19 protein-coding genes and 1 tRNA gene are annotated in these 24,194 nt (G+C 64.7%); 14 read left to right on the forward strand and 6 right to left on the reverse strand.

From position 1 onward, the window contains the following. Positions 1–47: 47 nt before the first annotated feature. Genes AC07U1_RS10715 through AC07U1_RS10730 form a run of 4 tightly spaced genes read left to right on the forward strand, consistent with a single transcriptional unit; the run spans position 48 to position 3,854 of the window. On the forward strand, positions 48–968 hold the full coding sequence (locus AC07U1_RS10715) for a hypothetical protein (RefSeq protein WP_495176535.1): 921 nt from the start codon (positions 48–50) through the stop codon (positions 966–968). Beyond that, positions 965–1,486: a DUF2141 domain-containing protein gene (locus AC07U1_RS10720; protein WP_262407957.1), complete on the forward strand. Its 522-nt coding sequence runs from the start codon at positions 965–967 to the stop codon at positions 1,484–1,486. Before AC07U1_RS10715 ends, AC07U1_RS10720 begins: the two co-directional genes overlap by 4 nt. Further along, a complete protein-coding gene (locus AC07U1_RS10725) occupies positions 1,483–2,655 on the forward strand; it encodes a glycosyltransferase (protein ID WP_187141780.1) in 1,173 nt (390 codons plus the stop codon). Before AC07U1_RS10720 ends, AC07U1_RS10725 begins: the two co-directional genes overlap by 4 nt. Further along, positions 2,655–3,854, forward strand: coding sequence for an LptF/LptG family permease (locus AC07U1_RS10730; RefSeq protein ID WP_495176534.1), 1,200 nt, complete (start codon positions 2,655–2,657; stop codon positions 3,852–3,854). The genes AC07U1_RS10725 and AC07U1_RS10730 overlap by 1 nt, the downstream gene beginning before the upstream one ends. Positions 3,855–4,013: 159 nt before the next feature. Here AC07U1_RS10730 and AC07U1_RS10735 read toward each other — a convergent pair whose 3' ends face one another. Beyond that, on the reverse strand, positions 4,014–4,745 hold the full coding sequence (locus tag AC07U1_RS10735) for an HAD family hydrolase (RefSeq protein WP_495176533.1): 732 nt from the start codon (positions 4,743–4,745) through the stop codon (positions 4,014–4,016). An 88-nt stretch (positions 4,746–4,833) separates the two neighbouring features. On the opposite strand from AC07U1_RS10735, the gene AC07U1_RS10740 reads away from it, so the two are divergent. The 6 genes from AC07U1_RS10740 to AC07U1_RS10765 all read left to right on the forward strand — a co-directional run bounded on the left by AC07U1_RS10740 (position 4,834) and on the right by AC07U1_RS10765 (position 12,157). Next, positions 4,834–6,036 (forward strand): CDP-glycerol glycerophosphotransferase family protein, encoded by a 1,203-nt coding sequence (locus AC07U1_RS10740; protein WP_495176532.1) that lies wholly within the window; start codon positions 4,834–4,836, stop codon positions 6,034–6,036. After that, on the forward strand, positions 6,017–7,342 hold the full coding sequence (locus tag AC07U1_RS10745; RefSeq protein WP_495176531.1) for a lipopolysaccharide biosynthesis protein: 1,326 nt from the start codon (positions 6,017–6,019) through the stop codon (positions 7,340–7,342). The genes AC07U1_RS10740 and AC07U1_RS10745 overlap by 20 nt, the downstream gene beginning before the upstream one ends. A gap of 113 nt (positions 7,343–7,455) precedes the next feature. Continuing rightward, the gene (locus AC07U1_RS10750) at positions 7,456–8,034 is read left to right on the forward strand and encodes an RNA polymerase sigma factor (protein ID WP_495197695.1); all 579 of its coding nucleotides are present in this window, start codon (positions 7,456–7,458) and stop codon (positions 8,032–8,034) included. Next, positions 8,021–8,971, forward strand: coding sequence for a FecR family protein (locus AC07U1_RS10755; RefSeq protein ID WP_495197696.1), 951 nt, complete (start codon positions 8,021–8,023; stop codon positions 8,969–8,971). The genes AC07U1_RS10750 and AC07U1_RS10755 overlap by 14 nt, the downstream gene beginning before the upstream one ends. A 4-nt stretch (positions 8,972–8,975) precedes the next feature. Beyond that, on the forward strand, positions 8,976–11,357 hold the full coding sequence (locus AC07U1_RS10760; RefSeq protein WP_495176528.1) for a TonB-dependent receptor: 2,382 nt from the start codon (positions 8,976–8,978) through the stop codon (positions 11,355–11,357). Between the two features lie 65 nt (positions 11,358–11,422). Further along, entirely contained in the window at positions 11,423–12,157 is a 735-nt protein-coding gene (locus tag AC07U1_RS10765; protein ID WP_495176527.1) for a phosphatase PAP2 family protein, read from the forward strand. Positions 12,158–12,359: 202 nt separating this feature from the next. On the opposite strand, the gene AC07U1_RS10770 is transcribed toward AC07U1_RS10765, so the two are convergent. Beyond that, positions 12,360–12,818: a hypothetical protein gene (locus AC07U1_RS10770; protein ID WP_495176526.1), complete on the reverse strand. Its 459-nt coding sequence runs from the start codon at positions 12,816–12,818 to the stop codon at positions 12,360–12,362. Positions 12,819–12,890: 72 nt separating this feature from the next. Between AC07U1_RS10770 and AC07U1_RS10775 the strand changes: the two genes are divergently transcribed. Beyond that, positions 12,891–13,691 (forward strand): LytTR family DNA-binding domain-containing protein, encoded by an 801-nt coding sequence (locus tag AC07U1_RS10775; RefSeq protein WP_495176525.1) that lies wholly within the window; start codon positions 12,891–12,893, stop codon positions 13,689–13,691. A 56-nt stretch (positions 13,692–13,747) separates the two neighbouring features. Here the strand turns inward: AC07U1_RS10775 and AC07U1_RS10780 are convergent, their stop codons facing one another. Beyond that, positions 13,748–13,954, reverse strand: a complete 207-nt coding sequence (locus tag AC07U1_RS10780; RefSeq protein WP_495176524.1) for a hypothetical protein — start codon at positions 13,952–13,954, stop codon at positions 13,748–13,750. Positions 13,955–14,573: 619 nt separating this feature from the next. Between AC07U1_RS10780 and AC07U1_RS10785 the strand changes: the two genes are divergently transcribed. Next, entirely contained in the window at positions 14,574–19,379 is a 4,806-nt protein-coding gene (locus AC07U1_RS10785; protein WP_495197697.1) for an autotransporter domain-containing protein, read from the forward strand. Between the two features lie 64 nt (positions 19,380–19,443). Next, positions 19,444–20,475 carry a cupin-like domain-containing protein gene (locus AC07U1_RS10790; RefSeq protein WP_495176522.1) on the forward strand — a complete coding sequence of 344 codons (1,032 nt, stop codon included), beginning with the start codon at positions 19,444–19,446 and terminating at the stop codon, positions 20,473–20,475. 485 nt (positions 20,476–20,960) lie between these two features. On the opposite strand, the gene AC07U1_RS10795 is transcribed toward AC07U1_RS10790, so the two are convergent. The 3 genes from AC07U1_RS10795 to moaA all read right to left on the reverse strand — a co-directional run bounded on the left by AC07U1_RS10795 (position 20,961) and on the right by moaA (position 22,920). After that, positions 20,961–21,035, reverse strand: a tRNA-Asn gene (locus tag AC07U1_RS10795). A 61-nt stretch (positions 21,036–21,096) separates the two neighbouring features. Continuing rightward, positions 21,097–21,867, reverse strand: a complete 771-nt coding sequence (locus AC07U1_RS10800; protein ID WP_200938004.1) for an NAD kinase — start codon at positions 21,865–21,867, stop codon at positions 21,097–21,099. 39 nt (positions 21,868–21,906) lie between these two features. Continuing rightward, positions 21,907–22,920, reverse strand: coding sequence for a GTP 3',8-cyclase MoaA (gene moaA, locus AC07U1_RS10805; protein WP_056346471.1), 1,014 nt, complete (start codon positions 22,918–22,920; stop codon positions 21,907–21,909). 62 nt (positions 22,921–22,982) lie between these two features. On the opposite strand from moaA, the gene AC07U1_RS10810 reads away from it, so the two are divergent. Then, the gene (locus tag AC07U1_RS10810; RefSeq protein WP_187141794.1) at positions 22,983–24,179 is read left to right on the forward strand and encodes a GGDEF domain-containing phosphodiesterase; all 1,197 of its coding nucleotides are present in this window, start codon (positions 22,983–22,985) and stop codon (positions 24,177–24,179) included. Positions 24,180–24,194: the final 15 nt, after the last annotated feature.

Raw genomic sequence — 24,194 nt, forward strand, 5'->3', positions numbered from 1 at the left:
GGGCGCTTGACGTCAGTCCCTCAGTTACCCCTGCCAAAAGGTGATCGATGGCTTCTCAAGCATTGGGTGCAACGCCAAATAGATGGGCAGAGCGGCTTCGCCCTCTCCTCCAAGAGCAACATCCCTGGCAAAAATATCTTTCTCTCGGCCTGTCGCTCGCGCTCCTTACGGCGCTCGGTTCGAAGCTTTCGAGTATCGGCTTGGCCGGACTTGTGCGGGGTGTCCCCGCGTCGCCGGTCTTCTGGATAGCCTTTGCCGCTTACTATCTCGCGCTTCCGGCCTCCGAATGGCTGATATTCAGGCGCCTGTGGAACATTCCGCGCGCCGGTTTCGCGGCGCTGCTGCGCAAGCTTGTCAGCAACGAGATATTGTTCGGCTATAGCGGCGAGGCCTATTTCTACGGCTGGGCGCGGCGCCATGGAAAGATGGCGGCGGCGCCTTTCGGCGCGATCAAGGATGTCAGCATCCTGTCGGCGGTCGCAGGCAATCTCGTGACGCTCGTGATGCTTGCGCTTGCCTGGCCGGTTGTTGGACAGGTCGCTCCCGAGTTCCACGGCCGAACCGTGGCGCTGTCCGCAGCGGTCATCATCGGTCTCTCACTGGCGCTGCTCGCTTTCAGGCACCGCATCTTCTCGCTGTCGCGCCCGGAACTGCACATGATCTTCGGCGTGCACATAGGACGGCTGATGCTGACCACCTTGCTGTCGGGTGTGATGTGGCACAGCGCGCTGCCTGCCGTGTCCATGGGCTGGCTCGTCATCCTCGCCACACTGCAACTGCTCGTGACGCGCCTGCCATTCGTGCCGAACAAGGATCTTGTCTTCGCCAGCGTTGCGCTCTTCCTGATCGGCCATGATGGTGCGATCGGGCCGCTGATAGCGATGATCGCCGGGTTGATCCTGCTCGTGCATATTGTTCTCGGTGCGATTCTGACCTTGGCCGAGCTTGCGACGGCGCATCGGTCGTGAAGGCGGCGATTGCACCCGTGGCGCTGCTGCTCGTCGCTGCGGCGCCCGTCAAACCCGACCCATCGCTCGGCAAGGCCGAGGCCGCTTGCCGGACACATGAAACAGCGCCCGCGGTGCTCGTTTCGGTGACCGGGCTCAAGGATCGCAAGGGCCTCATACGCGCCGAACTCTATCCGGCTAACGACAGCGATTTCCTCGCCGACGACGCGGTCCTGATCAACGCGCAAAAGACCTTTCGCCGGGTCGATCAGAACCTGCCGGCATCGGGTCCGGTCACGCTCTGCCTCCGCGTCCCGGGGCCGGGGCGCTACAGCCTGTCGGTCCTCCACGACCGCAACCGCAATCTCAAATGGGACAAATTGTCCGACGGGCTCGGGTTCGGCGGCAATCCGAAGCTCGGCTGGTCGAAACCCAAGGCATTGGCCGCGTCGGTCGCGGTGGGCGCGGGGCCGACACGTACCGAGGTCGTCATGAATTATCTGAGCGGGCTGAAATATAAGCCACTGGAGCGCAAATGAAGATCGTCGACGTCTGCGCCTTTTACACGCTGCACGGCGGCGGGGTAAAAACCTATATCGACCGCAAGCTCGCGATCGGCGCGGCGATGGGGCATGAGATCGTGGTCATCGCGCCCGGCTCGCACGACCATGTCGAGCGGCGGGCAGGCGGCGGTACAATCGTCTATGTTGCGAGCCCGCAGCTGCTCGTCGACCGGCGCTATCGCTATTTCGAAGACGCGGGCGCCGTCCATGCCCGGCTCGATGCCGAGCGCCCCGATATGGTCGAGGCGTCATCGCCCTGGCGGACCGCCAATATCGTCGCCGACTGGCAGGGCGACGCGCCCAGAGCCCTGATCATGCATGCCGATCCGCTGGCGGCCTATGCCTATCGCTGGTTCGGTCGTTTCGGCAGCCGCGAGACGATCGACAAGGGCTTCGACCTCTTCTGGCGCCATTTGCGGCGGCTCGGCGCACGGTTCGACTGCGTCGTCAGTGCCAACCGTCATCTTTCGGCGCGATTGCAGGCTGGGGGCGTGGCCGGCGTGGAGACGATTCCGATGGGGGTCGATCCGGATATCTTCTCGCCGATACACCGCGATCCCGGCCTCAGGCGCGATCTGCTCGCGCGCTGCGCGCTGCCCGAAAGCGCGACCCTGTTGATCGGGGTCGGCCGCCACAGCGGCGAAAAGCGCTGGCCGCTGGTGATCGATGCCTGCCTCGCGGCGTCGCAGCATCGTCCGATCGGACTGGTTCTCGTCGGCGACGGTCGCGATCGTGCGCGGCTTGTCCGCCAGATCGGGGACAATCCGCACGTCCATCTCCTGGCGCCGGTCGCCGATCGTGCGTTGCTGGCGCGCGTAATGGCCAGCGCCGACGCGATGATCCACGGCTGCGAAGCCGAAACCTTCGGCCTTGTCGCGGCGGAGGCCGCGGCATCGGGTCTGCCGTTGATCGTCCCCGACGAAGGCGGCGCTTCGGACTTTGTCCGCGGCGACAATGGCGAACTCTACGAAGCGGGCGATGCGGGCGCGGCGGCGCGTGCGATTGGCCGGCTCCTTGCGCGCGATCCGGCGGCGCTTGCGGCGGCCGCCGCCCGGCGCGCCGCGGACATCCCCCTCATCGACGATCATTTCGGCGCGCTGTTCGGCCGTTACCGTTCGTTGGCGTCGCTCCGCCGGGCCGCCTGATGTCCGCAATCGATCGCTATATCGCGCGGCGGCTCGCACGACCCTTTCTCGCGGTCAGCGTGATCATCGTCCTGCTGCTGACACTCGAGAACAGCCGCCGGCTGATGACCCTGCTCGGCAATGTCGAGCAACCCGTGGCCGTGCTGATCAAGTTGATGCTCTACCTCATCCCCGAATATCTCGGGATCGGCCTGCTGATTGCCGTGTTCGTATCGGTCGCGGTCGTTTTTCGCGGCTTCGCTCTTCAGGGCGAGCTCGACATATTTGCGTCGATCGGTCTCTCTCCCGGCCGCTTGCTGCGCGTGCCATTGATGTTCGGGCTGGCGGTAGCGCTGCTTCATGCCGGCCTTCGCGCTTATATAGAACCGGCCGGCGAGCAGCGGCTCGATGCGCTTGGCACGTCGATCGCGCTCGGCAATCTCGGCCTTTCCATCGCCCCGGGCGAGTTTCTGGGTCCTAGGCCTGGGACGATGTTTCATGTCGATGCCGTCGACCGGGCCACGGGCGTTTTTCGCGGGCTTCTTGTGCAGAGCCGCAGCCTGACGGTTGCCGCGCGCGAAGGGCGGGTGATCAACGGCGGACACGAGGGCGTCTTGCTGCGCCTGTTCGATGGCCATGTGGTCGCGACGCGTCCTAGCGGCCGTCTCGAAGCCACGTCTTTTCAAGCGATGGCGATGCCCATAGCGTTGATGGCCGCCAAGCCCGTCCATGTGACGCCGCGCCATCGGAACGACCGGCTCATGTCCGGTGATCTGTGGCGCGCCGCATTTGACGCCCGGACGGGCTCCGAACGCGCGGCGGCACGCGCGGCGCTCGGCAATCGCTTTGTGACCGCCGCCTTTATCGCTCTTGTCCCGCTCTTCGGTTTTGCCCTCGGCGTTCCGCCCAAGCGATCGACGTCGGCGCTTGGGCTGGGCCTCGGCATCCTGCTGATCGTCGGCTTCGTCCAGACGATCGTCGCGATCGAGGATGGCGCTCACGCGCTCGCTCCCCTTTATCAAGTCGCGGTCCTCCTCGGCTTTGCCTGTCTCGCCCTCGCGATGCTGCGCGCCCAGACCAATCGCGGGCCCGGGGCCATCGAGGCGATGCTGGTGTCGGCGAGCCTACCCGCGCGCCATCTGACGCACTGGTTCCGGCTGGACCGCTTGATGATGCGGCTCCCTACCGACCGGAGGCCGCTATTGTCGACAGGCCGATGACGGGGGCGGACCCGCAGCGCCGTCCTCTGCCATGTTCGTCCGCGCGGCTTGATGGCGGCTCATGCGATGTGAACGCCTTCCATTGGCTGCCACATGCGCCCGCCTGGTGGAACCTGCTGCGCTTCGCGACACGCAACTGCCGGAACTGACGGCCGTTCGTCAGCCGCTTATCGCACGCCGCTCGCGTAGGCGTCTTGCGGGCGCTGTCTTTGGCTGGCGCCAATCATAGACCGTCCATCCACGCCGCAGTGCCAGATGGAGCAACCGCCGCGACGGATTGACCGCCACCGCTTCATCGGCCCATTCGAAGCTAGGAAGGTCCGAGAGATCGTCCGAAAAGAAGCGGATATGGACGTCCGCGCGATCGATATCCTGTCCCGCAAGCCAATGTTCGAGCATCCGGCGTTTGTCCGCGCCATAGCAATTCGCGCCGGCGATCCGCGTGGTGAGGTCGCGCCCGCGCCAGATCGATGCGGTACCCACCACATCGGTGACGCCGAGCCGTTCGGCGATGGCCTCGAGATAGAAAAAATGAGCGGCCGAGGCGATGACGACGCGCCGTCCGGCCGCCCGCTCGGCTGCGATACTCGCGATAGCGTCGGAGTGAATATTGTGCGCGAGGCTTTGCTCTGCATAAGCCCGCGCAAGGTCGGTCACGGCGTCGCGATCGACGGCGCTTCCGAGCATCAGGCGCTGCATCGCCTGTTTGAGCTGTTTGCGCGAAAGCAAGCGTGCCTTGTACGCTGCCATCAAGGCGACGACGAGCGGCGCGAAGACAAGCCTCCATGGCGCACGCCTCCGCGCCGCGAAAAGCAGGAACGGTGACCAGGTGCCGTGGATGGTCAAAGTGCGGTCGAGATCGAAGATCGAGAGCGGACGCGATGATGTCATGGGCGATTTCCTCCGCAAGGTAGGACGCCGCCGGAATTATTTTCCGCACTTGCTGCGGATATCGCGCCGCCGCGGCGTCGTTCCCCCCATGCGGATCGGCTTTCTCTTCAATCACGACCAGATTCACCAGATGGCGCACAGCTTGCCGGTTGCGATGGCGCTCGCGCGTGCGGACACAGGCGCCGAGATCATCGTCGCAACCACCAACGACCTGCTGGCGCACGAGGCGATCCGGTTGATGGGCGGTGCCGTGCCGGCTGGCATCCGCCTTATTGCGCTAGGGTTGCGCTCGCCCGCGTCGCGGGGCCTCAACGCGGTGCTCGGATCGATTCTCCCGGCCGCCAAATTGCTGGTCTACCGCGACAATCTCGATTTCTTCCGGTCGCTCGATTTGCTTGTCGTGACCGAGCGGACGTCGCTCATCCTCAAGACGCGCTATGGCCTCTCATCGCTCCGCATGGTGCTGACCGATCATGGCGCCGGTGACCGGGCCATCGGTTTCGGCAAGTCCGCGGCGCTGTTCGACCATATATTGGCGGCGGGTCCGAAGATCCGCGACCGGCTGACCCGGGAGGCGGGGGTGTGTCCGGATCGCCTGACGATCACCGGCTATCCCAAGTTCGATATCGCGGCGGGGCAGGGGCGACCGATCAAGTTTCGTGGCAGCAATCGGCCGATCGTGCTCTACAATCCCCACGTCTCGCCCCATCTCTCATCCTGGTACACACAAGGCCGGGCGGTGCTCGACTATTTTCTCGGGTCCGACCGCTACAATCTGATCTTCGCACCGCACATCATGATGTTCGAAAGGCGGATGGCGGTGACGATCGACAAGCTCCGTTTCGGGCTGCCGGGAAAGCTGCACGCCCGCTACGCGTCGGCGCCGAATATCCATATCGATCTCGGCAGCGCGGCGCTTACCGACATGAGCTACACCAATGGCGCGGACATCTACCTCGGCGACGTGAGCAGCCAGATCTACGAGTTTCTGAAATCGCCGCGGCCCTGCCTTTTCCTCAACAGCCAAGGCATCGATCCCGACCGGGATCCCAATTTTGCGCACTGGCAGTCGGGGCCGGTGATCGCGGAAGCAGGCGATCTCGATCGCGGTCTGGAGGAGGCCGTGGCGGATCATCCGGGCCGCTATCGATCGGTGCAGCGCCGGCTCTTCGATCATACATTCGACCTCACCGCCGAGCCATCGTCGGCGCGCGCCGCTCGCGCGATCGCTTGCCTTGCCCGCGGCGATTTACCCGACGGCAGGTCCGCCGATGGCCGCCTTGCTCACTGAGGCCGCAAAGGCGCCGTCGGGGCCCGTTCGCCGCATCTACGAAAATCTCGGGCTCCTGCTTGGCGGCAAGGCCGCCGCCGGCCTGATCAGTCTCGTCTATGTCGTCGCCGCCGCGCGTATCCTTGGCCCCGAACAATATGGCGTGCTGGTGCTCGTCAATTATTTCGCGATGCTGGTCGGCGGCCTGATCGCCTTTCCGGGCTGGCACGCGATCGTTCGCTACGGGGTCCAGCCCGCCGAGACCGATCATGCCAAGCTCATCCGTCTGCTTCGCTTTGCCGGCGTTATCGAGCTGGCGGCGGGGGGCGCTGCCGTCGTTGTCGCGGCACTGGCTGTGCCGCTCGTCGGTCCGCTGCTCGGATGGTCGGCGGACGCGCAGGCGCTCGCGGTCCCCTATTGCTTTGCCGTTCTCGCGACAGTGCGCGCGACGCCGGGCGGGTATTTGCAGATATTGCGGCGCTTCGACCTCCTCGCGCTTCACAATCTGGTCACCCCGGTGATGCGGCTGCTCGGCACCCTGATCATCATATTCTTCGATCTGGGGCTCACCGCCTTTCTCGTCGCCTGGCTCGTTGCCGCGCTCGTCGAGGGGGCGTCGCTGTGGATCGCTGCCGCCTATCTCGCCCGACGGCATATGCTCGATGAGCCGTTGCTGGGCGCTGTCGCGGACGCGCGGCGCGAGCATGAGGGCCTCGGCCGCTTCATGCTCACCGCCAACGCCGATATCATGCTCGGCGATCTCACCGGCCGGCTGACGCCGCTCATTGTCGGGGCGATGCTCGGTCCGGCGGCGGCGGGCCTTTATTCGATCGCCCACCGCGCGACGATCGTCATTTCGCAGCCGGCGCAAATGCTGGGGCAAGCCGCCTATGCCGAGCTCGCGCGCCTTGCAGCCGGTGGCGGAGCCGGGCGGGCCATCCGGCAAGCGCTTGGTCGCTGTCTCGGCATCGCGCTCGCCACGGCGCTGCCCCTTCTCGTCATCCTGGCTTTCTTCTCGCGCGAGATAGCGGTGCTGATCGGCGGGCAAGCCTTCGCCGGCGCTGCCTCGGTCATGCTCTGGCTGACGCTTGCCCGCGTGGTCGCGATGACGGGACCACCGACAAGTGCAGCGCTGATCGCCATCGGGCGACCCGGCCTGTCGGTGACGGCCAATATGATCGCCGGGCTTGGCCTCATGCCGCTGCTGCCTCTGTTTACCCGCTTCGCCGGGCTCGTGGGCGCCGGCTATCACGCCTTGCTGCAGGCGGTGGTCGCCGCCGGCCTGCTCGGCTTCGCTCTATGGCGGGTTACGGATCGTCCGCAATGAGCGCGCCGCTCGCCCTGGCCGCTTCGCGCCGCCTCACGCCTTTCATATTCGGGCCATATGAGGCAGACACTATGCCTTGCCGCAAGGGCGAAGACGGAAGAGCGCAGCGTTTGATGACCAAAGTCGGCGGGCTCGAAGCGATTTTCATGGCCAATCGGCTGGCTTTGTCGCGCTATCTACGCGTTCGTCTCCGCGGCGATGGCGACGGCGAGGACATCCTGCAGGAACTGTGGCTGAAGCTCGCCGATATCGACGCGAGCTTGATCGCCGAGCCGCTGGCCTATCTCTATCGAACCGCCGAAAATCTGGTCCTCGACCGGCGCCGTTCGGCGCAGCGTCGTGCCGCGCGCGAGCAGGAATGGACGAAGGGGCATATCGACGGCAGCATGGCCGCGCCGCGCGATGCCCAGCCATCGGCCGAACGCACGCTCGTGGCGCGTGACCAGCTCAGGCGGGTCGATGCGGTGCTCGACGCCTTGCCCGAGCGTACCGCCTTCGCCTTCCGGGCGGTGCGGATCGACGGCATGCCGCAGAAGCAGCTCGCCGCCCAAATGGGGATCAGCGTGAGCGCGGTCGAGAAGCATTTGCAACGGGGATACCGCGCGGTTCTGGAGCTCAAGCAACAGCTGGATGTGGATATCGACGCGCCGCAACGTCAGGTGGCCGAAGGAATTGATGATGGGGACCGGTAGCATCATGGACGAGGCCATCGCATGGCATGTGCGGTTGCAGGGCCCGGCAGCCGACGGCGTTCTGTGGGCCGAGTTCACGGCATGGATGGAAGCCGATCCGGCGCACGCCGATGCTTATGATGCCGTCGCTCTCGCCGATGACCGTCTTTCGGACGAACTGGCCGAGACCAAGGCTCCCGAGAAGGATGCGCCGCTCGCGACCAATGATAATGAGCCCGGTGTCCGCCCCTGGTATCGCCGCACCGCATTTCTCTCGATCGCAGCCAGTCTCATCCTTGCGCTCTTCCTGTCGCCGATGCTGCTGCGGTCGCCGGGGACGGAGGCGATCACGACCCAACCGGGCGAAACGCGCGAAATCGCCCTTGGCGATGGATCGACGATCGCCCTCAACGGCGGCACCACCATTCACCTCGATCGCAAGGCCGAACGCTTCGCGCGCCTCGACAGCGGCGAGGCGATCTTCACGATCAAGCATGACAGCGCGCGGCCGTTCGTCGTCGAGACGGGAGACGGAACGCTCCGCGACCTCGGCACGATCTTCAACGTGCGCCAATCGGCAAGCGGCCTCGAGGTCGGCGTGTCCGAGGGCAGCGTCCAATATGATCCGGGCGCCGCGGCGGTCACGGTAACGGCAGGCAAGCAGCTCCGCGTCCAGCGCGGCAAGTCCAGGGCGGTCGTGACGACCATCGACCCGGCCTCGGTCGGGGGGTGGCGGCAGGGAAGGCTGAGCTATCGCGATGCGTCGCTCGCTACGATCGCGCTCGATCTCTCGCGTTCGCTCGGCACACCGGTGACCGTGTCGCCGGACCTCGCAAGCCGGCGCTTTTCGGGCGTCATCCGCGTCGATCGCGACGAAGCGAAGCTCTTCCGGCAACTGGAGTCCTTGCTTGGCGTCCATGCGCGCCATAGTGCGAAAGGATGGCAATTGACGCGCTGATCCGGTGACCTCGAACCAGTTTCTCGCTGCCGCGGTAATCGCGATCGTTGCCGCTAGCCCGGCGGCGGCCGCGGAAAGCCGCAACTTCAATATTCCGGCCCAGCGCCTCGACAATGCTTTGATCGCGCTTGGCAACGAGACGCAGATTTCGATCGGCGGCATCGACCAGCGTCTGGCGGGCGCGCGCAGCAAGCCGGTTCGCGGCCGCATGACGATCGCACAGGCGCTCACGACGATGCTCCGGGGCACCGGCTTCACCTATCAGATCGTCGATGCCGAGACGGTTCGCATCGTTCCGGTGCTGAAACCCCGCGCACGGCTGAAGCCCGCCCCGACGCCCAGGCCGCCGCCAGCCGCGCCGCGTATCGAAGCGCCGATACCGCCTCCCGTCGAAATCGTCGTCACCGCGACGAAGCAAGGCCAGCCGCTCGACAGCTATCCAGGCACCGCGCATATCGAATCGATAGGGAGCCCCGGTCTCGGAGAGAGCCAAGGCACCGCCGCGTTCGTCGCGCGCATCCCGACCTTGACCTCGACCAATCTGGGGCCGGGCCGCAACAAATTGTTCGTGCGCGGGATCGCCGACAGCAGCTTCTCCGGACCGACCCAGTCGACCGTCGGCATCTATCTCGGCGACCTTCGGCTCACCTATAATGCGCCCGAGCCTGATCTACGCCTCTATGACATCGATCGCATCGAAGTGATCGAGGGGCCGCAGGGGACGCTCTATGGCGCCGGGGCGCTCGGCGGGATTATCCGGATCGTTCCGAAAATGGCCGACGCGGGCGCCTTTCACGCTTCGGCGACCGCAGGTCGATCCGCAACGCGCGGTGCTGCACCGGGCTATGATCTTGGAGGGATGGTCAATATCCCGATCCTGACCGATCGAGTGGCGATCCGCGTTGTCGGCTACAAGCAGGTCGAAGGGGGCTATATCGACAACAGCACCCTTGGTACCGAGAACACCAACCGGACGCGTCTCGACGGCGCACGCGCGAACCTGCGGATCGAGCCGGGCGACAACTGGACCATCGACGTCAATGCGTTGCTCCAGAATATCGACACGCGCGACGGCCAATATGCCGAAACCGATCAGCCGCGTCGCACGCATGCCGCCAACATCGCCCAGCCGCACGACAATGACTTCAAGGCGGCGGGAGTCGAAGTGGCGAAGGACTGGGGCGACCTCAAACTCATCTCGTCGACGGGCATCGTCGACCATGATCTGTCGGAAGTCTTCGATGCGACAGGCTATGGCGGCAATTCCGAGATCCAGATCTTCGAGGGCCATGAGGCCATCCGCCTGCTGACCCACGAGACGCGCCTCTCGCACCGCGGACCGTCAGGTAACAGCTGGGTCGCGGGTTTCGGTCTCGTCCGCAACATCGATCGCATCGATCGCCGCCTCGGGCCGCTTGACGCACCTGCAGCGCTTGCACGGCTGCGCAACCAGAAGACCGAGATCGCTGTCTTCGGTGAGGCGACACAGCGCATTGCCTCGCGCCTGTCGGGAACGCTCGGCGCACGTGTCGTCTTTGCCGAGACGATCGGCGAACTGATGGGCGGATCGGGCGAGGATTTCGAACCGAAGCGGCGGCAGGTCCGTTTCCTGCCAACCGCAGCGCTGTCCTGGAAACCCAATTCGGATCTTCTGACCTTCCTTCGCTATCAGAGCGGATTCCGGAGTGGGGGGATCGCCATCACCGCTGGCCAAACCAATGCTGCACAGCGCTTCGATTCGGATTCAATCCACACCGTCGAACTCGGGATCAGGCTTGGCAGCGAAAGCGATACCGCCAGCCCCCGCTTCTCTGGGGGCGTCACAACCTTCTATTCGATCTGGACCGACATTCAGGCAGACCTCATCGGATCCGACGGACTGCCCTTCACCGAAAATATCGGACGCGGGAGGATTTATGGCGCTGAGATCAATGCGCGCTGGCGCGCTAGCGATCACCTGTTCTTCGACGGAGCGCTGTTCGTCAATCGCAGCGCGCTGACCAATCCCGCCGAAGGACTCGAAGAAGCCGACGAACGGCCGCTGCCGAATATTGCGCGGACCGGGGCGCGTTTTACGGCGGCCTGGGAGAGGCCATTGTCCTCCAGCCTGACGTTCAAGCTCGACGGTACGGTCCGCCTGATCGGCGCGTCGAGCCTGGGCACGACGGCACCGCTCATCCTCGAGCATGGCGAAACGACCCAGGTCGACCTGTCCGCATCGCTCGTCGCATCGCAAGGCTGGGCCATCTCGCTCGACGCCACGAACCTGCTCAACGCCAGCGGTAACACCTTCTCCTACGGCAACCCTTTTACTGTCGCCGACGGCAAGCAGATCACGCCGCTGCGACCGCTCACGATCCGATTGGGCATTCGAGCCGGCTTCTGACGTGCGCACCCCGTGTCAAAGGACAGGCCGATGTTTGAACGACCCATGCCGCGAGAGATACGAAATTGAAGAAGATCCTGAAACTGCTGAACTCGGAGCGATTGCTGGCGCGTCGGCCGGATATTCTCCTTACGGCGGCGATGGCGCTCACGGCGCTCGTCGCGCTCGGTATCTTCAAGCTGGCGTCCGAAATCGCCGAGGGTGAACTCAATGCCTATGATACCCCCGGGCTGCATTGGGTGCGGGCCATATTCGGCGAGAGCAGTGGCATGCGCGCGGCGATGCTCGATCTGACCGCATTGGGCGACGTCACCACCTTGACGCTGGTCGTCGTTTTTTCCGCGGGCTTGCTCATGACGCTCAAGCGGGGACAATTCGCATTGTTCCTCGTCGCCCAATGCGTATCGGGAGCGCTTGTGATGAGCTTGCTGAAGGTGTGGTTTGGAAGGGCACGGCCGACGGTCGTCGAGCATTGGGCCTCTTATGGGAGTGCGAGCTTCCCGAGCGGCCACGCAGCGAATTCCGCCATCGTCTACTTGTCCATCGCCATTCTCGTCGCCGGATTGGCGCCGAGCCGGTCGAGCCGCATCTATGTCGCCGGGGCCGCGGGGTTGCTCGTGATGTTGATCGGCATCTCGCGCGTGTATCTCGGCGTTCATTGGCCGAGCGACGTCCTCGCCGGTTGGGCTTTTGGCGGCGGATGGGCCCTGATGTGCTGGAGCATCATGTGGAGGATGGCGCCGCTCACGGCTCGCGCGGCCATCAACTTGGCGACTTTCCCTGGACGCCGAAATCAGTGAAGAAGAAGGATCTCGATGGTCGAGCGGCGGTAGCGATTGTGGACGCCACGGAATTTTGAGGCGTCTGCACAACTTTGCATCGAACCATCGAGCAGCGTGCAGAGGGTTGGGTGTTGCGGGCCAGTTTCAGTGATCTGGCGCTTCGCCGAAGCCGTAAATATGTCGATCGGCCTCGCTTGCTGCCACTCGCCCGTTCGGCCGATTACCGCGCCCGCTGAGCCTGAGACTGCGACTGATAGGTTGAAGGCCGCTTCTGAGCTACCATCGCGAGGGTGCGGCCGCCATGATATGTAATGGTTCCGCACATCCTGTTGCCGTTGGCCGAGAGCGTGCCGTCGAACAGGACATCGCCTTCGCGGGACGCGACAACTATGTGGATGCTGTAGCCGGTCAAGGTGATTGTGCGCACAACGACGGGCGCGGTCCTGACCGGGGTTAGCGATCCGCCATAGGTGTCGCCGACGAAGCCGATCGACATCAGCCCGAAACTGGGCTCTCCCCCGGCATCCATCAGGAAATCCCAGTTGCCGTGGAGGTTCGGGGCCTCGCCGCCCGCCGTAGCGGCTCCGGCGTCGCACTCAAAGCGCATGTTTACGGGCTCGCTTGCCGCTGCTGGAACGACTGCAAATGCCAATGCTGCGCCAGTGATAAATCGCTTCATTGCTTTCTCCATTTCGACATTTCGTGCCGACCGGTTGGCGGGTCATGATCCCTGTCGACAAGGGGCAAAATCGTGAATAGCGTCCGCCGTTTCGTGACGGGTGGGCGGATGCGGTTGGCGATGCGTGAATGGCGGATGTTGAGGAAGTGGCGGGTGCCGCTGAGTGCTGTCGCGTTCGGCGCGATGCTTGGCGTAACGGGGCCATTCGGATCGCAATCTGTGCTCGGGCCAGCGGTTCGATATCCTTTCTGGATGATCATCGCCGTCGCCGGCTTTGGGACCGCTGCGGCCGCGGAGCGGATCCTTCCGTCCATTTCGCCGCGCAAGCGGACGTTCGCACGGTACTTCGCGGTGGCAGCAGTATCGGCGGTACCCATGACCTTCTTTGTGGCATGGGCTATGGGGGTGGTCAGACCAGGAAGGACATTCGGTCCCGTCCAACTGCTCGGCTTGTTTCCTTATGTGGCGCTGGTCCAGCTGCTGATCGCCCGCATCATGGCTCCGGACGACCCGGTTGCGATGGTTGCACCCGCGGGACAGCCCGCCGCGGCTCCAGAATATCCGCCCGAATTCCTGTCGAAGCTTCCGGCCGCCCTGCGCAGCGACATACTCGCACTGGAAGCCGAGGATCACTATGTGCGCGTCCACACGCTTCATGGCTCGGCACTGATCTTGATGCGGCTGGCGGATGCGGCGGCGATCATCGATCCGCGGCTAGGCCTTCGCGTGCACCGCAGCTGGTGGGTGGCCAAAGACGGTGTCCGGCAACTGGAAAGAACCCCCGGACGAGCGATTGCGCGGCTTCTGGATGACACAGCAGTCCCCATCAGCAGGACATATTTGCCGGCGGCGCGAACGGTTTTGAAGGACTAGCCCGAGCGATCCGGCGGGATTTGCCGGGGCGAACGGTCCGGCTGCTCCAGAGCGCTTTATATTGAAAGCTGTTCCGCGCGTCGCAGCCGTTTTGCGCACAGCGGCGCAATCGCCCACGCGATCAGCCAACAAAGCCCGCACACGACGAAAATCGTTGCCGCGATGGGCGGTATCATATGCGCCACGCGATTGACGATCATCGCGATCCACTCCGTCACTCCAAAGGCGATCATGGCATCGTCCTTGCTGTCGACCCGGCGCAAGGTCGCGTCGCTTCGTCTCTATCTGCCATTCACGCATCGCCAACTGCATCGGTCTGCCGATCACGAAATTGCGGAAGCCGTTCACGACTTTCCCCGTTGCCGACCGGCATCACCATCCGCCAACGGGCCGACACGAAATCAGCGTCGCCAATGTCGGTGTTCGCCTCAACCACGCAAAGTCTATGCAGAGAACAGAATTGGCCCATGAAAAGCTTCGACCTCGACGAACCGCCCGCCGGCCGGCAATCGCTCGGTTCTCCGGCGACCGACCTTGCGGAAGGAGTGCGCCGGCATGAACGCTCGACGCGCCGAGGGCTGCCGTCTGTACCGCGACCGCAGCCGCGCTCTGGATCTGGCAACGCAGGCGAGCGGCAAGACTGGCGCACGCGATCGCGGCTGCCGACGAGATGCTGGAACAGTTCAGGGAGGCCGAAACCGCTGACCTCACCTGATCGATAACCGCGGCTCTTACAGCCTTATTCGCCCGCGCTGAAAGCGGCGGGCGCACAACCATCCTCACCACCAGGTTCAATGAACCGGCTTTTGCCGGGCAGGGAGATTTTGACTCATGAAACGTACCCTTTTGTGCGCCTCGGCGCTTTGCGGAAGCCTTATTCTCGTGCAGCCAGCCCAGGCGGCCTGCACGACATCCACCGACGGGCAGAAAACCGTCGCCTGTACCGGCGATACGGCATCGACGGTAACGATCGGCGCCGATGTCGACCGCTTCAACAACGACGGCAATATTGCGGTATCGCTCGGCCTCGCGGTTACAGCCGGTACGAACACCGGCGATTTCACGAATAGCGGCACCATCACGTCGACCTCCAATCAGATATTTTCGGTCAGGATCGACGGATTTCGCGAGGGGGCCGTCCTTTCCAACAGCGGAACCATTTCGACCGGAAGCAATGGCGCGGCGGCGATCGCGATCGGCGGCATCGCGACCGTCCGCAACAGCGGCTCGATCGTTACCTTGCCCGGAAGCGGCAATTCCATCGGACTGGCGATCGAAGGAGGCGGCGATATCGCGAACCTCGCGGGCGGCGAAATCCGCGGCGGCTTCGCCGGAATCCGCACGTCCGACCGGACCAGGCTCGTCAACGCCGGAACCATCTCGGGCGCCAACGGCGCGCTTCTCGGCAACGGATCGCGGGTCGATAACAGCGGAACCATCACCGGCAGTTCGAACGCCATCGCCATCGCTTCGGATGGCACGGTCATCAACCGCGAGGGCGGCCAGCTGATCGGGACCGGCATTGGGGCGGCCGTGGCGCTTCAGTCCGGATCGAACACGATTCTCAACGCGGGCCGCATCGACACGACGGGCACGTCGTTCGGCAGCGCGGCCACTGTCGTCATTCTGCGTGCAAGCACGGACAAGTCGAGCACGCTCGTCAACACGGCGACCGGCGTTATCGGCCATCCGGGTCAGGATTCGGGCGACGACGCCATCCTCGGGTCCGGCGGCGCGCTATCTATCGCCAACGCCGGGCTGATCCATGCGGATATTTCTCTGAACGGAGGAGGCGCGCCGAGGACCGTGCTCAACGGCTATGATCTGGCAGGCAACGCTGTCGACGGGCCCAGTCGTATCGAGGGCGACCTCTACTTCAATGGCAGCGACGACACGGTTCGCGTCCGCAACCGCGGTACGATCGTCGGCGACATTTATTTCGGCGAAGGCGTCAACGAACTCTACAACAGCGGGACCATCAACGGGAACATTTCGGACATCGGGGACGCCGCCAATCATATCGTTCTCGCCGGGACGCTGAACGGCGATGGCAGCTTCCAGGGCACCACGACCCTTGAGGTTTCGGGCGTGCTCAACGGTTCGATTGTGCTCGGCGGCAACGACGACACCGTGATCGTCAACGGCCCGCTCACGATCACGGGCGAGAACAGCATCAACGTCGCAGGCGGCGGCGGCGACACGGTGATCTATCGTGGCGAAACCGGCGCGGTCGACGCCTGGCGCATCAACGCCGAGAAGCTAATCAAAGACGGCGGGGGCACCACCATCCTTGGATCCGAAGGTGCGACTTTCCTGGGCGGCGTCACCATCGCCGACGGAACCCTCGTGTTCGGAACCGACCGCGCCGCCGACGAGATCGTCGGCAATGCGTCGATTGGCAGCAGCGGCGTCTACCGCCTCGACGGAACGCATCTCGGCGCGATCGATATCGCTGCTGGCGGAACCCTGCTCGGAACGGGCCGCGTCGGTGACGGCCGCTTCGCCGAGCAGGTGCTGACCAACGCGGGGATCGTCGCGCCGGGCCAGGGCGCGGGAAGCATCGGAACGCTTACCGTCATGAGCGACTATACCCAAACGGCCGCCGGTCGGCTCGACATCGAGCTTGGCGCGCCCGGTATATCCGACCTGCTCGAGGTTCGTGGAGCCGCCAATCTCGCGGGCGGAGTCAATTTCATCCCGCTCGATCTTGCGGACACCGGCACCTATACCTTCCTGACCTACGGGTCGCGCGCTGGTCAGTTCGACCGGGTCGGTGGCAGCGGCCTCTTCTTCAGCTATGCCGTAGACTATCTCGGCGACCGGGCGGTCGTGAACGTCGTCAAATCGACGCCCACGCCGACCCCGACCCCGACAGGTTGCTCGCCGGCCGATCCGGCGCCGGGAACGACGGTGATCTGCAAGCCGCCGATCAACGGCCGCTATGTCTTCGCGGCCGACGACCTTACCGTCAGCGTCGAAGGTCTGCTCGAAGCCGCAACCGACGGCACGCTGATCGGCACGCGGGGCGACAACGCAACTGTCAAGATACTGGCCGGTGCGGGCATCGTGAACAGCCGCGAGAATAGCGGAGCGATCGATCTGAGCGGAGCGAACCTCCAGCTCCTCAATCAGGGCATTATCGACGCCGTCGGCGGCCCCGATCCCGCGGCAGTGGTCGTGCTGGCGCCCGACGAAGGCACGCGCGCCTATCTCCGCAACGCCGACGGAGCGCGGATCGGTCATGCAGGCCCCGGAGCACCCGTCACGGCGATCTATGCCGACGCCCTCATCGGCGGCGCGCCGGGCGACATCGCGATCGAGAATGACGGTTCCATCTATGGCGACCTCGATCTCATCCACGCGGCAAGGGCGCTGATCGACAACGGTTTCGTGATCGACAGCGCGACACAGACGTCGGGCCAGCGCCTGATCGATGGCAGCGTCAGGACCGGCGCCGGAAACGACGAGATGCGCAACAACGGAACGATCACCGGCAGCATCGAAACCGGCGCGGGCGATGACATCGTCATGAACTATCCGGGCGGGGTCATCGGCGGCGATATCCGCCTTGGCGATGGCGAGGACGTCTATTCGCAGGAAGCTGGCCGCCTCGACGGCGCGCTCGATACGGGCGAAGGCGATGACCTCGTCGAGTTCGGCGGCTCGATCGGCGGGAGCATCGCGCTCGGCGCGGGCGATGACGCGCTTGGCATTTTTGGCGCAGCCGAACTCGCGGCGAGTGCGGGGATCGACGGCGGCTCCGGCCTCGATACGATCATATTCGCCGGCAACACGGGCACCTGGGATGCGTCGCGCTTTTCGGACATCGAAGCGCTCGGCAAACAGGGCGGTGGGACTTCGGTGATTACCGGCAACTGGATGCTCGGTCAGGGCGCGACCAGCGTCGTGGATTCGGGCATCCTCGAGCTTGCCGCCGGCGCGGAATTGTCGACCGCTGTCGAGGTGGCGGCGCGCGGGACCTTCCTTGTGAACGGCGTAGTGCGGAACGGTGTCACCATCACCGAGGCGGGCGGCATCGTCGGCGGTAGCGGTTCGATCGGGACGGCGGCGGACCTTGCGGGCGGCCGCAAGGCCAACCTCGTGAATGCCGGCATCGTCGCGCCGGGCGGCCTGCTCGCGGGGAGCGAGTTTGGAACGCTGACCGTGTTCGGCGACTATCGGCAGAGCGCCGCCGGCGAACTCCAGATCGAGCTTGGCGTTCCCGGCACCAGCGATCTTCTGGACGTGCGCGGCGCCGCCGCGCTCGACGGCGCGGTCCAGTTCGTGCCGCTCGATGCGGGTGTTCTGGGCGCCTATACCTTCCTGAAGGCGACGGGCGGGGTGACCGGCCAGTTCGCCAGGATCAATCCGGACGAGCAGCTGGCGCAGCAGGGCATCTTCTTCACCTACGCCGTCGACTATAGCGCGGCCAATCAGGTCTCGGTGAACGTCACGCGGACGCAAACAACGCCTACGCCTACGCCTACGCCTACGCCTACGCCGACACCAACGCCGACGCCGACGCCGACGCCGACGCCCACTCCCACTCCCACTCCCACTCCCACTCCCACTCCCACGCCGACACCGACACCGCCCCTGGAATTGGACCTCACCCCCAACCAGCAGGCCGTCTTCGACGCCTTTGGGTCGAGCGGCGTGTTCACCCGGGATCTTGCGGAAGTGCGGGCGGAGCTCAACTGGATCGCCCCCTCGCAGGCAGGTGCTGCGCTTGGGACCTTCTCGGGCGAAATCTATGCCGACACACCCGCCATCGCGGCCCGCGCCGGAAGCGAGTTTGCGCGGCTCGTCGGCAATCGCATGACCGACGCCCGCTCGGATCGCCTGGAGTCGGGCGAGCGCTGGCACGGCATGAATGTCTGGGCACAGGCGATCGGCAGCTTCGGCGATGTCGAGAACACGGCCGCCGCAGCCGGCTATGACCATCAGGTCAGCGGGCTGGCGATGGGCATCGACGCGACGCCCAACGCTCAGTCCCGGGTGGGCATTGCTGCGGGCTGGTCGACGAGCGAGGCCAAGCAGCATCGAACCCGTTCGCGGGCCGAGGGCGACAGCTACCATGTGGGCGCCTATGCGACGGTCGACTTCGGAACGGCTTTCCTCGATGCGCAGGCGAGCTACGCGCACCACGATCTGGACGTGACCCGAACGCTGGTCACGGGCATGTCGAGCCGCACCGCGAACGGCGACGCGTCGGCAAATGAAGTTCGCGGGTCGCTCAAGCTTGGCGCGAATGCCGGGACGAAGGACCTGGACTTCCGACCGTTCGCGAGCCTCGGCTATGCCCGGGTCCAACAGCATGCGCTCACCGAGCGCGATGCGGGGGACGCGGGGCTCCAGGTCGGCAAGTCCCGGTTCGAGGCCCTGACCGGGAGCCTCGGGTTCGAGCTCCAGGGCAATCTCGGGTCCGACGGTCGCATCCATCCGTTCGCCGACGTTGTGATCGCGCATGATTTCGACCGCGAAGGCTGGGCCGTGACCAACCGGCTGATCGGCGGAGGAAGCGCGTTCCGGATCACCGGGGTGCGACCGGGCCGGACCGCCGGCATCGCAAGCGTCGGCATTACCGGGAATCTGGGCACCGCGCAGTTCCGGATCGGCTACGGCCTCGAGTTGCGCGAGCGCATGGAAGCCCACAGTGTCTCCGGCGGACTGACCTTCCGCTGGTAGAAGGAAGACTCCCGGCCCCACCCCCAGGGCCGGGAGTCTTCGATTTCCCGAAACGAGGCAGACAATGCATTCGAATACGCAGGAAACAACGCAACCCGGCGAAGCCGAACTGGATGGGGATTGGCGCCGCTGGATCGCCGAGAACCTGCTTCTCCATACCGACAAAAGGCAGTTGATCGATGCGATGCGGCGGGCCGGTTTCGATCGCAGCCTGATCGAGCGGGAACTGCGTCTCGCGGAGCATCATCCCTATCTGATCGCGGCGCGGCGCCTTCAGGCGCGGCTGGACAAGCATCGCTGGATCACATCGGCGCTCGGACGGCTCGAACAATTCGGATCGAGGACGATCGAGCGGCGCGAAAGCATCGATTTCGGTACATTTTTCGAGGAATTCTACGCGCGCAACCGGCCACTGATCCTGACCCGGGCTGTTGGGTCGTGGCGCGCCTTTTCGGCTTGGTCGCTCGATTATATCGAGGCGGCGGTCGGTCCTGTCGTTGTGGAACTTCAGGCAGGACGAGGCGCCGATCGTCTCTATGAGCAGAATTCCGCCCAACATAAGCGCAACGTGCCCTGGCAATCCTTTGTGGCCGCGCTTCGCGACGGCAAACGAAGCAATGACTTCTACCTGACCGCCAACAATGGTGCGGCAAATCGAGACGTGCTGGCCCCCCTATGGGAAGATTTCGGACCCATCGACGGCATCCTGTCGGGGCATTCGCGGGAGCAGGGTTTTCTGTGGCTTGGGCCATCCGGAACGATCACGCCCTGGCACCATGATCTGACGAACAATCTCCTCGTTCAGATCATGGGTCACAAGCGTCTGACGTTAGCTTCCCCCGCGCAGACGCCGCTGATGCGCAATCATTACCATTGCTACAGCGAGTTCGGCCAGGATGCCACCTGCCGGGTAGCCGACGACGGGGCGCGGCCGCATCTTTTGCACTGCGACCTAGCCCCCGGTGAGCTCATTTTCCTGCCGATCGGCTGGTGGCATCATGTCGAGGCCCTCGATGTGTCTGCCAGCCTGACGCTGACAAATTTCCAGGGTCCGAACGACTTTCACAAGGATTATGCGACATTCGGCGAGCTCTGAGAGAAGGTCGTATTGAAATGGCGTCGTTGCAATTGCCGTTGGGTGACGAATGCCATGGCGCATGGTCACCTTCGGGGTCTCTCTCGTTTGCGGCCTTGAAAGGTCGGGCGACCGATGGTCCGGTTCTCACGATTTGCGCTCAGAAGCGGATTGTCGCCAAGCGGCCATTGCTTGCCTTGGCAAATTTAAAAAAAATGCCGCCGATCTCGCGAGCGGGTTAGCTGCTCTTTACGGCCAATAAGGCGACCAACCTCGCCGTTTCAGAATTTTCCGCCGGTATGCTCGTTCGCGCTCCTAATCGCATTTCCACGCTAATCTGCACCGCGTGATAGGTGTCGAGCTATCGGCTGACTACGATTTCTTACTTCGGAGAGCAAAACTCAGCGCTTCTTCTTCGCCCACGCGAAGTAGCGCGGACCCAAAATAGGGGTGCTACGCGAAGCCAGTCGTACTGAGGCGTGGAGTTTCGCGCTGTAGGAAAGAAATGGCTCCCCGGGTAGGATTCGAACCTACGGCCGCTCGATTAACAGTCGAGAGCTCTACCGCTGAGCTACCGAGGAACATGCCGGCGAGCCGGACAAGGCGGCCCCTTTGCCGCCGCGCGCGGCATTTTGCAAGACCTCAAACGATAAATTGTTCCATCGCGATGCGTTCGTCGAGCCCCTGGTCGGGATCGAACAGCAAAGTCAGCGGGCGACTGCGGTCGGTGGTCACCAAAACCGTCTTCACATCGCGGATTTCGCGCTGGTCGGCGACCGCGCTGACCGGGCGTTTGGCGGCCTCGCGGACGTTGAAGCGGATGCTTGTCGATTCGGGGACGAGCGCGCCGCGCCAGCGTCGCGGGCGAAAGGGGCTGATCGGGGTCAGCGCCAGCATTTGCGATTCGAGCGGCAGGATCGGCCCATTGGCGCTGAGGTTGTACGCGGTCGATCCCGCCGGGGTCGATACCAGCACGCCGTCGCATGCCAGTTCCTCGAGCATCGTCTTTTCGTTGATCATCACCTCGAGCTTCGCCGCCTGGCGCGTTTCGCGGAGCAGCGAGATTTCGTTGATCGCGGGCAATATATGGCGCTCGCCGCTGATCGTGGTGATGTCGCCCGACAGCGGATGGATGAGGAAGGGCCGGGCCGCCGCGAGCCGGTCGAGCAGCCCTTCGACGCGGAATTCGTTCATCAGGAAGCCGATGGTGCCGCGGTTCATCCCGAACACCGGCAAGCTGCGCCGCTGGTCGAGCAGCTGGTGCAGCATGTGGAGCAGGAAACCGTCGCCGCCGAGCACGATCAACAGATCGGCGTCGTTGAGCTCGACGAAATCGTATAGCGGGCGCAATTCGGCCTCGGCCTCCATCGCGACGGGCGAATTCGACGCGACGAGCGCGATCTTGCGTTGCATATTGGTCAGGTCCCCGTGCCTTTAAACTGGGGCGGGGTGTCAGCCGCCCGTTGCACTCATATGACGCGCGACCGCCGGTTTGGACTTTCGGTCTATATGAAAGTCATGGGCGCGGGGTTTGCCAGCCAATGCGCCGTCAATCAAGCCATCGACTGCATGCGCCCCGCCGTCGCGCAACGCGGCGCGCAGGTCGACATGATCCTCCTGGCCGAGGCACATATAGATGCGCCCCTCGACGGTCAGGCGGATGCGGTTGCAGGTCGTGCAGAAATTGTCGCTGAGCGGGGTGATCAGGCCGAGGGTCACCGGACTGTCCTCGACCGCGAAATAGCGCGCCGGGCCGCCGGTCTTTTTGTCGATCGGGAAGATCGCGCGTTCGGCCCGCAGCGGCGCGACGAACGCGTGGAGCGGGATATAATGGTCGCTGCGGTCGTCGGCGATGTCGCCGAGCGGCATGGTTTCGATCAGCGTCAGGTCGCAGCCGTTGGCGGCGCACCAGGCCAGCATCGGCAGCAACTGATCCTCGTTGAGTCCCGCGAGCGCGACCATGTTGATCTTGACGGCAAGGCCCGCATGCCGCGCCGCGGCGACGCCCTTCAGCGCGACGTCGAGGTCGCCGACGCGCGTGATGTGGCGGAAGGCGGCCGGGTCGAGCGTGTCGAGGCTGACGTTGATTCGGCGCACGCCCGCGGCGGCGAGTATCGGCGCATATTCGGCGAGCCGCATAGCGTTGGTGGTCAGTGTCAGTTCGTCGAGTCCCTCGCCGATCAGCGCGCCGAGTCGCTCCGCGAGCGTGTCGATGCCGCGCCGGACCAGCGGTTCGCCACCGGTCAGGCGGATACGGCGGATACCGCGCGCGACGAAGCGCTCGGCGAGCTCGGCCATTTCCTCGATGCTGAGAACTGCCGATTTCGGCAGAAAAATCATGTCCTCCGCCATGCAGTAACGACAGCGGAGGTCGCAGCGGTCGGTCACCGACAGGCGCAGATAATCGATCCGGCGGCCATGGCCGTCGGTAAGGGGAACCGGGGACGAGGGTGACAACGGAGCCATCTTTGTAAACCTTGCTGCAAAATGCAGGGGATTGGCAAGCAATGCCTGCTATGGGAGCGCCGATGAATCGCGCAGTTGACACCTTCTCCGCCGCCGTCGGCCACCTTGAATCGCTTCATTTGCGGCACGATGCCGATGTCGGCGTCATCCTGGTCCAGGTCGACCAGCTGGCGCGGATCAACAACAGTGCCGGCACCGCGGCGGGCGATGCGGTGCTCGAAGAGATCGGACGGCGGCTTGAAAATTTCGCCGGTGACGAGTTCGGACGGGGATCGCATGTCGACCGGCTCGACGGCCCGCGCTTCCTGATCGTCCCCGCCGCCGCGCTGTCGCTCGGCGCGCTGAGGGCGCAGGAGCGTGCGCTGCATGTCGCGCTCGCCGAACCTATGGTCGGCGATCCCAACGGCCGGCTGGCGATTCGCATCGCAGCCGCGCAGATCGTCCGCGAGGAATCGGTGGCCGAACAGTTGCGCACCGCGAGCGACCAGCTTGCCCGCCCCGCGTCGGCGCGCGACGGCGCGATGGTCAAGGCGGCGCTCGAGCGCGACGAGGTCGTCATCTTCTACCAACCGCAATATGACGTCGCGACCGGCGAAATGACCGGGGTCGAGGCGCTGCTGCGCTGGCAGCATCCCGAACTCGGGCTGCTCGGTGCCGGGGCGCTGGTCACCGCGGCGCGCGCGGCGCGGATGGAATGCGAACTGACCGAACAGGCGCACAGGGTCGCGATGGCCGAGATGGCGAAATGGCCCAAGCCGCTGTCGAAGCTGCGCGTGTCGCTCAACATCACCGCCGCCGACCTTGGCGATCCCGATTTCGCCGATCGGTTCGCCGCGATGGCAAAAAGCGCGCGGGTCGATCCCGACCGGCTGACCCTCGAACTCACCGAACAGGCGATGCTCAGCGATCCCGCGAGCGCCGCCGAACAACTCGCGCAGATCCGCGCGCTGGGTAGCGCGATCGCGATCGACGATTTCGGCACCGGCTATTCCAGCCTGTCGCTGCTCGCGCGGCTGCCGATCGATTATCTCAAGATCGACAGCGGCTTCACCCGCACCATCGACGGCAGCGACCGCGACCGCATCGTCGTGCGGGCGATCGTCGACCTTGCGCGCGCGCTGGGGCTGCTGGTGGTGGCCGAGGGGATCGAGAATGAGGCCCAGCTCGTCCGGCTGGGCGAACTGGGGGTTGCCACCTGGCAGGGGTTTTTGAAATCGGGGCCGGTGCCGTGGGATCAGTTGCTGGCGCTGATGGAATAACCCTCGTCGCCCCCG

Source organism: Sphingopyxis sp. GW821-FHT02C12 (assembly GCF_059421785.1).

Bases quoted from the DNA above. Each gene is read 5' to 3' on its own strand.
- AC07U1_RS10715 (WP_495176535.1), top strand. From the start codon at position 48: ATGGCTTCTCAAGCATTGGGTGCAACGCCAAATAGATGGGCAGAGCGG.
- AC07U1_RS10725 (WP_187141780.1), top strand. From the start codon at position 1,483: ATGAAGATCGTCGACGTCTGCGCCTTTTACACGCTGCACGGCGGCGGG.
- AC07U1_RS10730 (WP_495176534.1), top strand. From the start codon at position 2,655: ATGTCCGCAATCGATCGCTATATCGCGCGGCGGCTCGCACGACCCTTT.
- AC07U1_RS10735 (WP_495176533.1), bottom strand. From the start codon at position 4,745: ATGACATCATCGCGTCCGCTCTCGATCTTCGATCTCGACCGCACTTTG.
- AC07U1_RS10740 (WP_495176532.1), top strand. From the start codon at position 4,834: ATGCGGATCGGCTTTCTCTTCAATCACGACCAGATTCACCAGATGGCG.
- AC07U1_RS10745 (WP_495176531.1), top strand. From the start codon at position 6,017: ATGGCCGCCTTGCTCACTGAGGCCGCAAAGGCGCCGTCGGGGCCCGTT.
- AC07U1_RS10750 (WP_495197695.1), top strand. From the start codon at position 7,456: ATGACCAAAGTCGGCGGGCTCGAAGCGATTTTCATGGCCAATCGGCTG.
- AC07U1_RS10755 (WP_495197696.1), top strand. From the start codon at position 8,021: ATGGGGACCGGTAGCATCATGGACGAGGCCATCGCATGGCATGTGCGG.
- AC07U1_RS10770 (WP_495176526.1), bottom strand. From the start codon at position 12,818: ATGAAGCGATTTATCACTGGCGCAGCATTGGCATTTGCAGTCGTTCCA.
- AC07U1_RS10790 (WP_495176522.1), top strand. From the start codon at position 19,444: ATGCATTCGAATACGCAGGAAACAACGCAACCCGGCGAAGCCGAACTG.
- AC07U1_RS10800 (WP_200938004.1), bottom strand. From the start codon at position 21,867: ATGCAACGCAAGATCGCGCTCGTCGCGTCGAATTCGCCCGTCGCGATG.
- moaA (WP_056346471.1), bottom strand. From the start codon at position 22,920: ATGGCTCCGTTGTCACCCTCGTCCCCGGTTCCCCTTACCGACGGCCAT.
- AC07U1_RS10810 (WP_187141794.1), top strand. From the start codon at position 22,983: ATGAATCGCGCAGTTGACACCTTCTCCGCCGCCGTCGGCCACCTTGAA.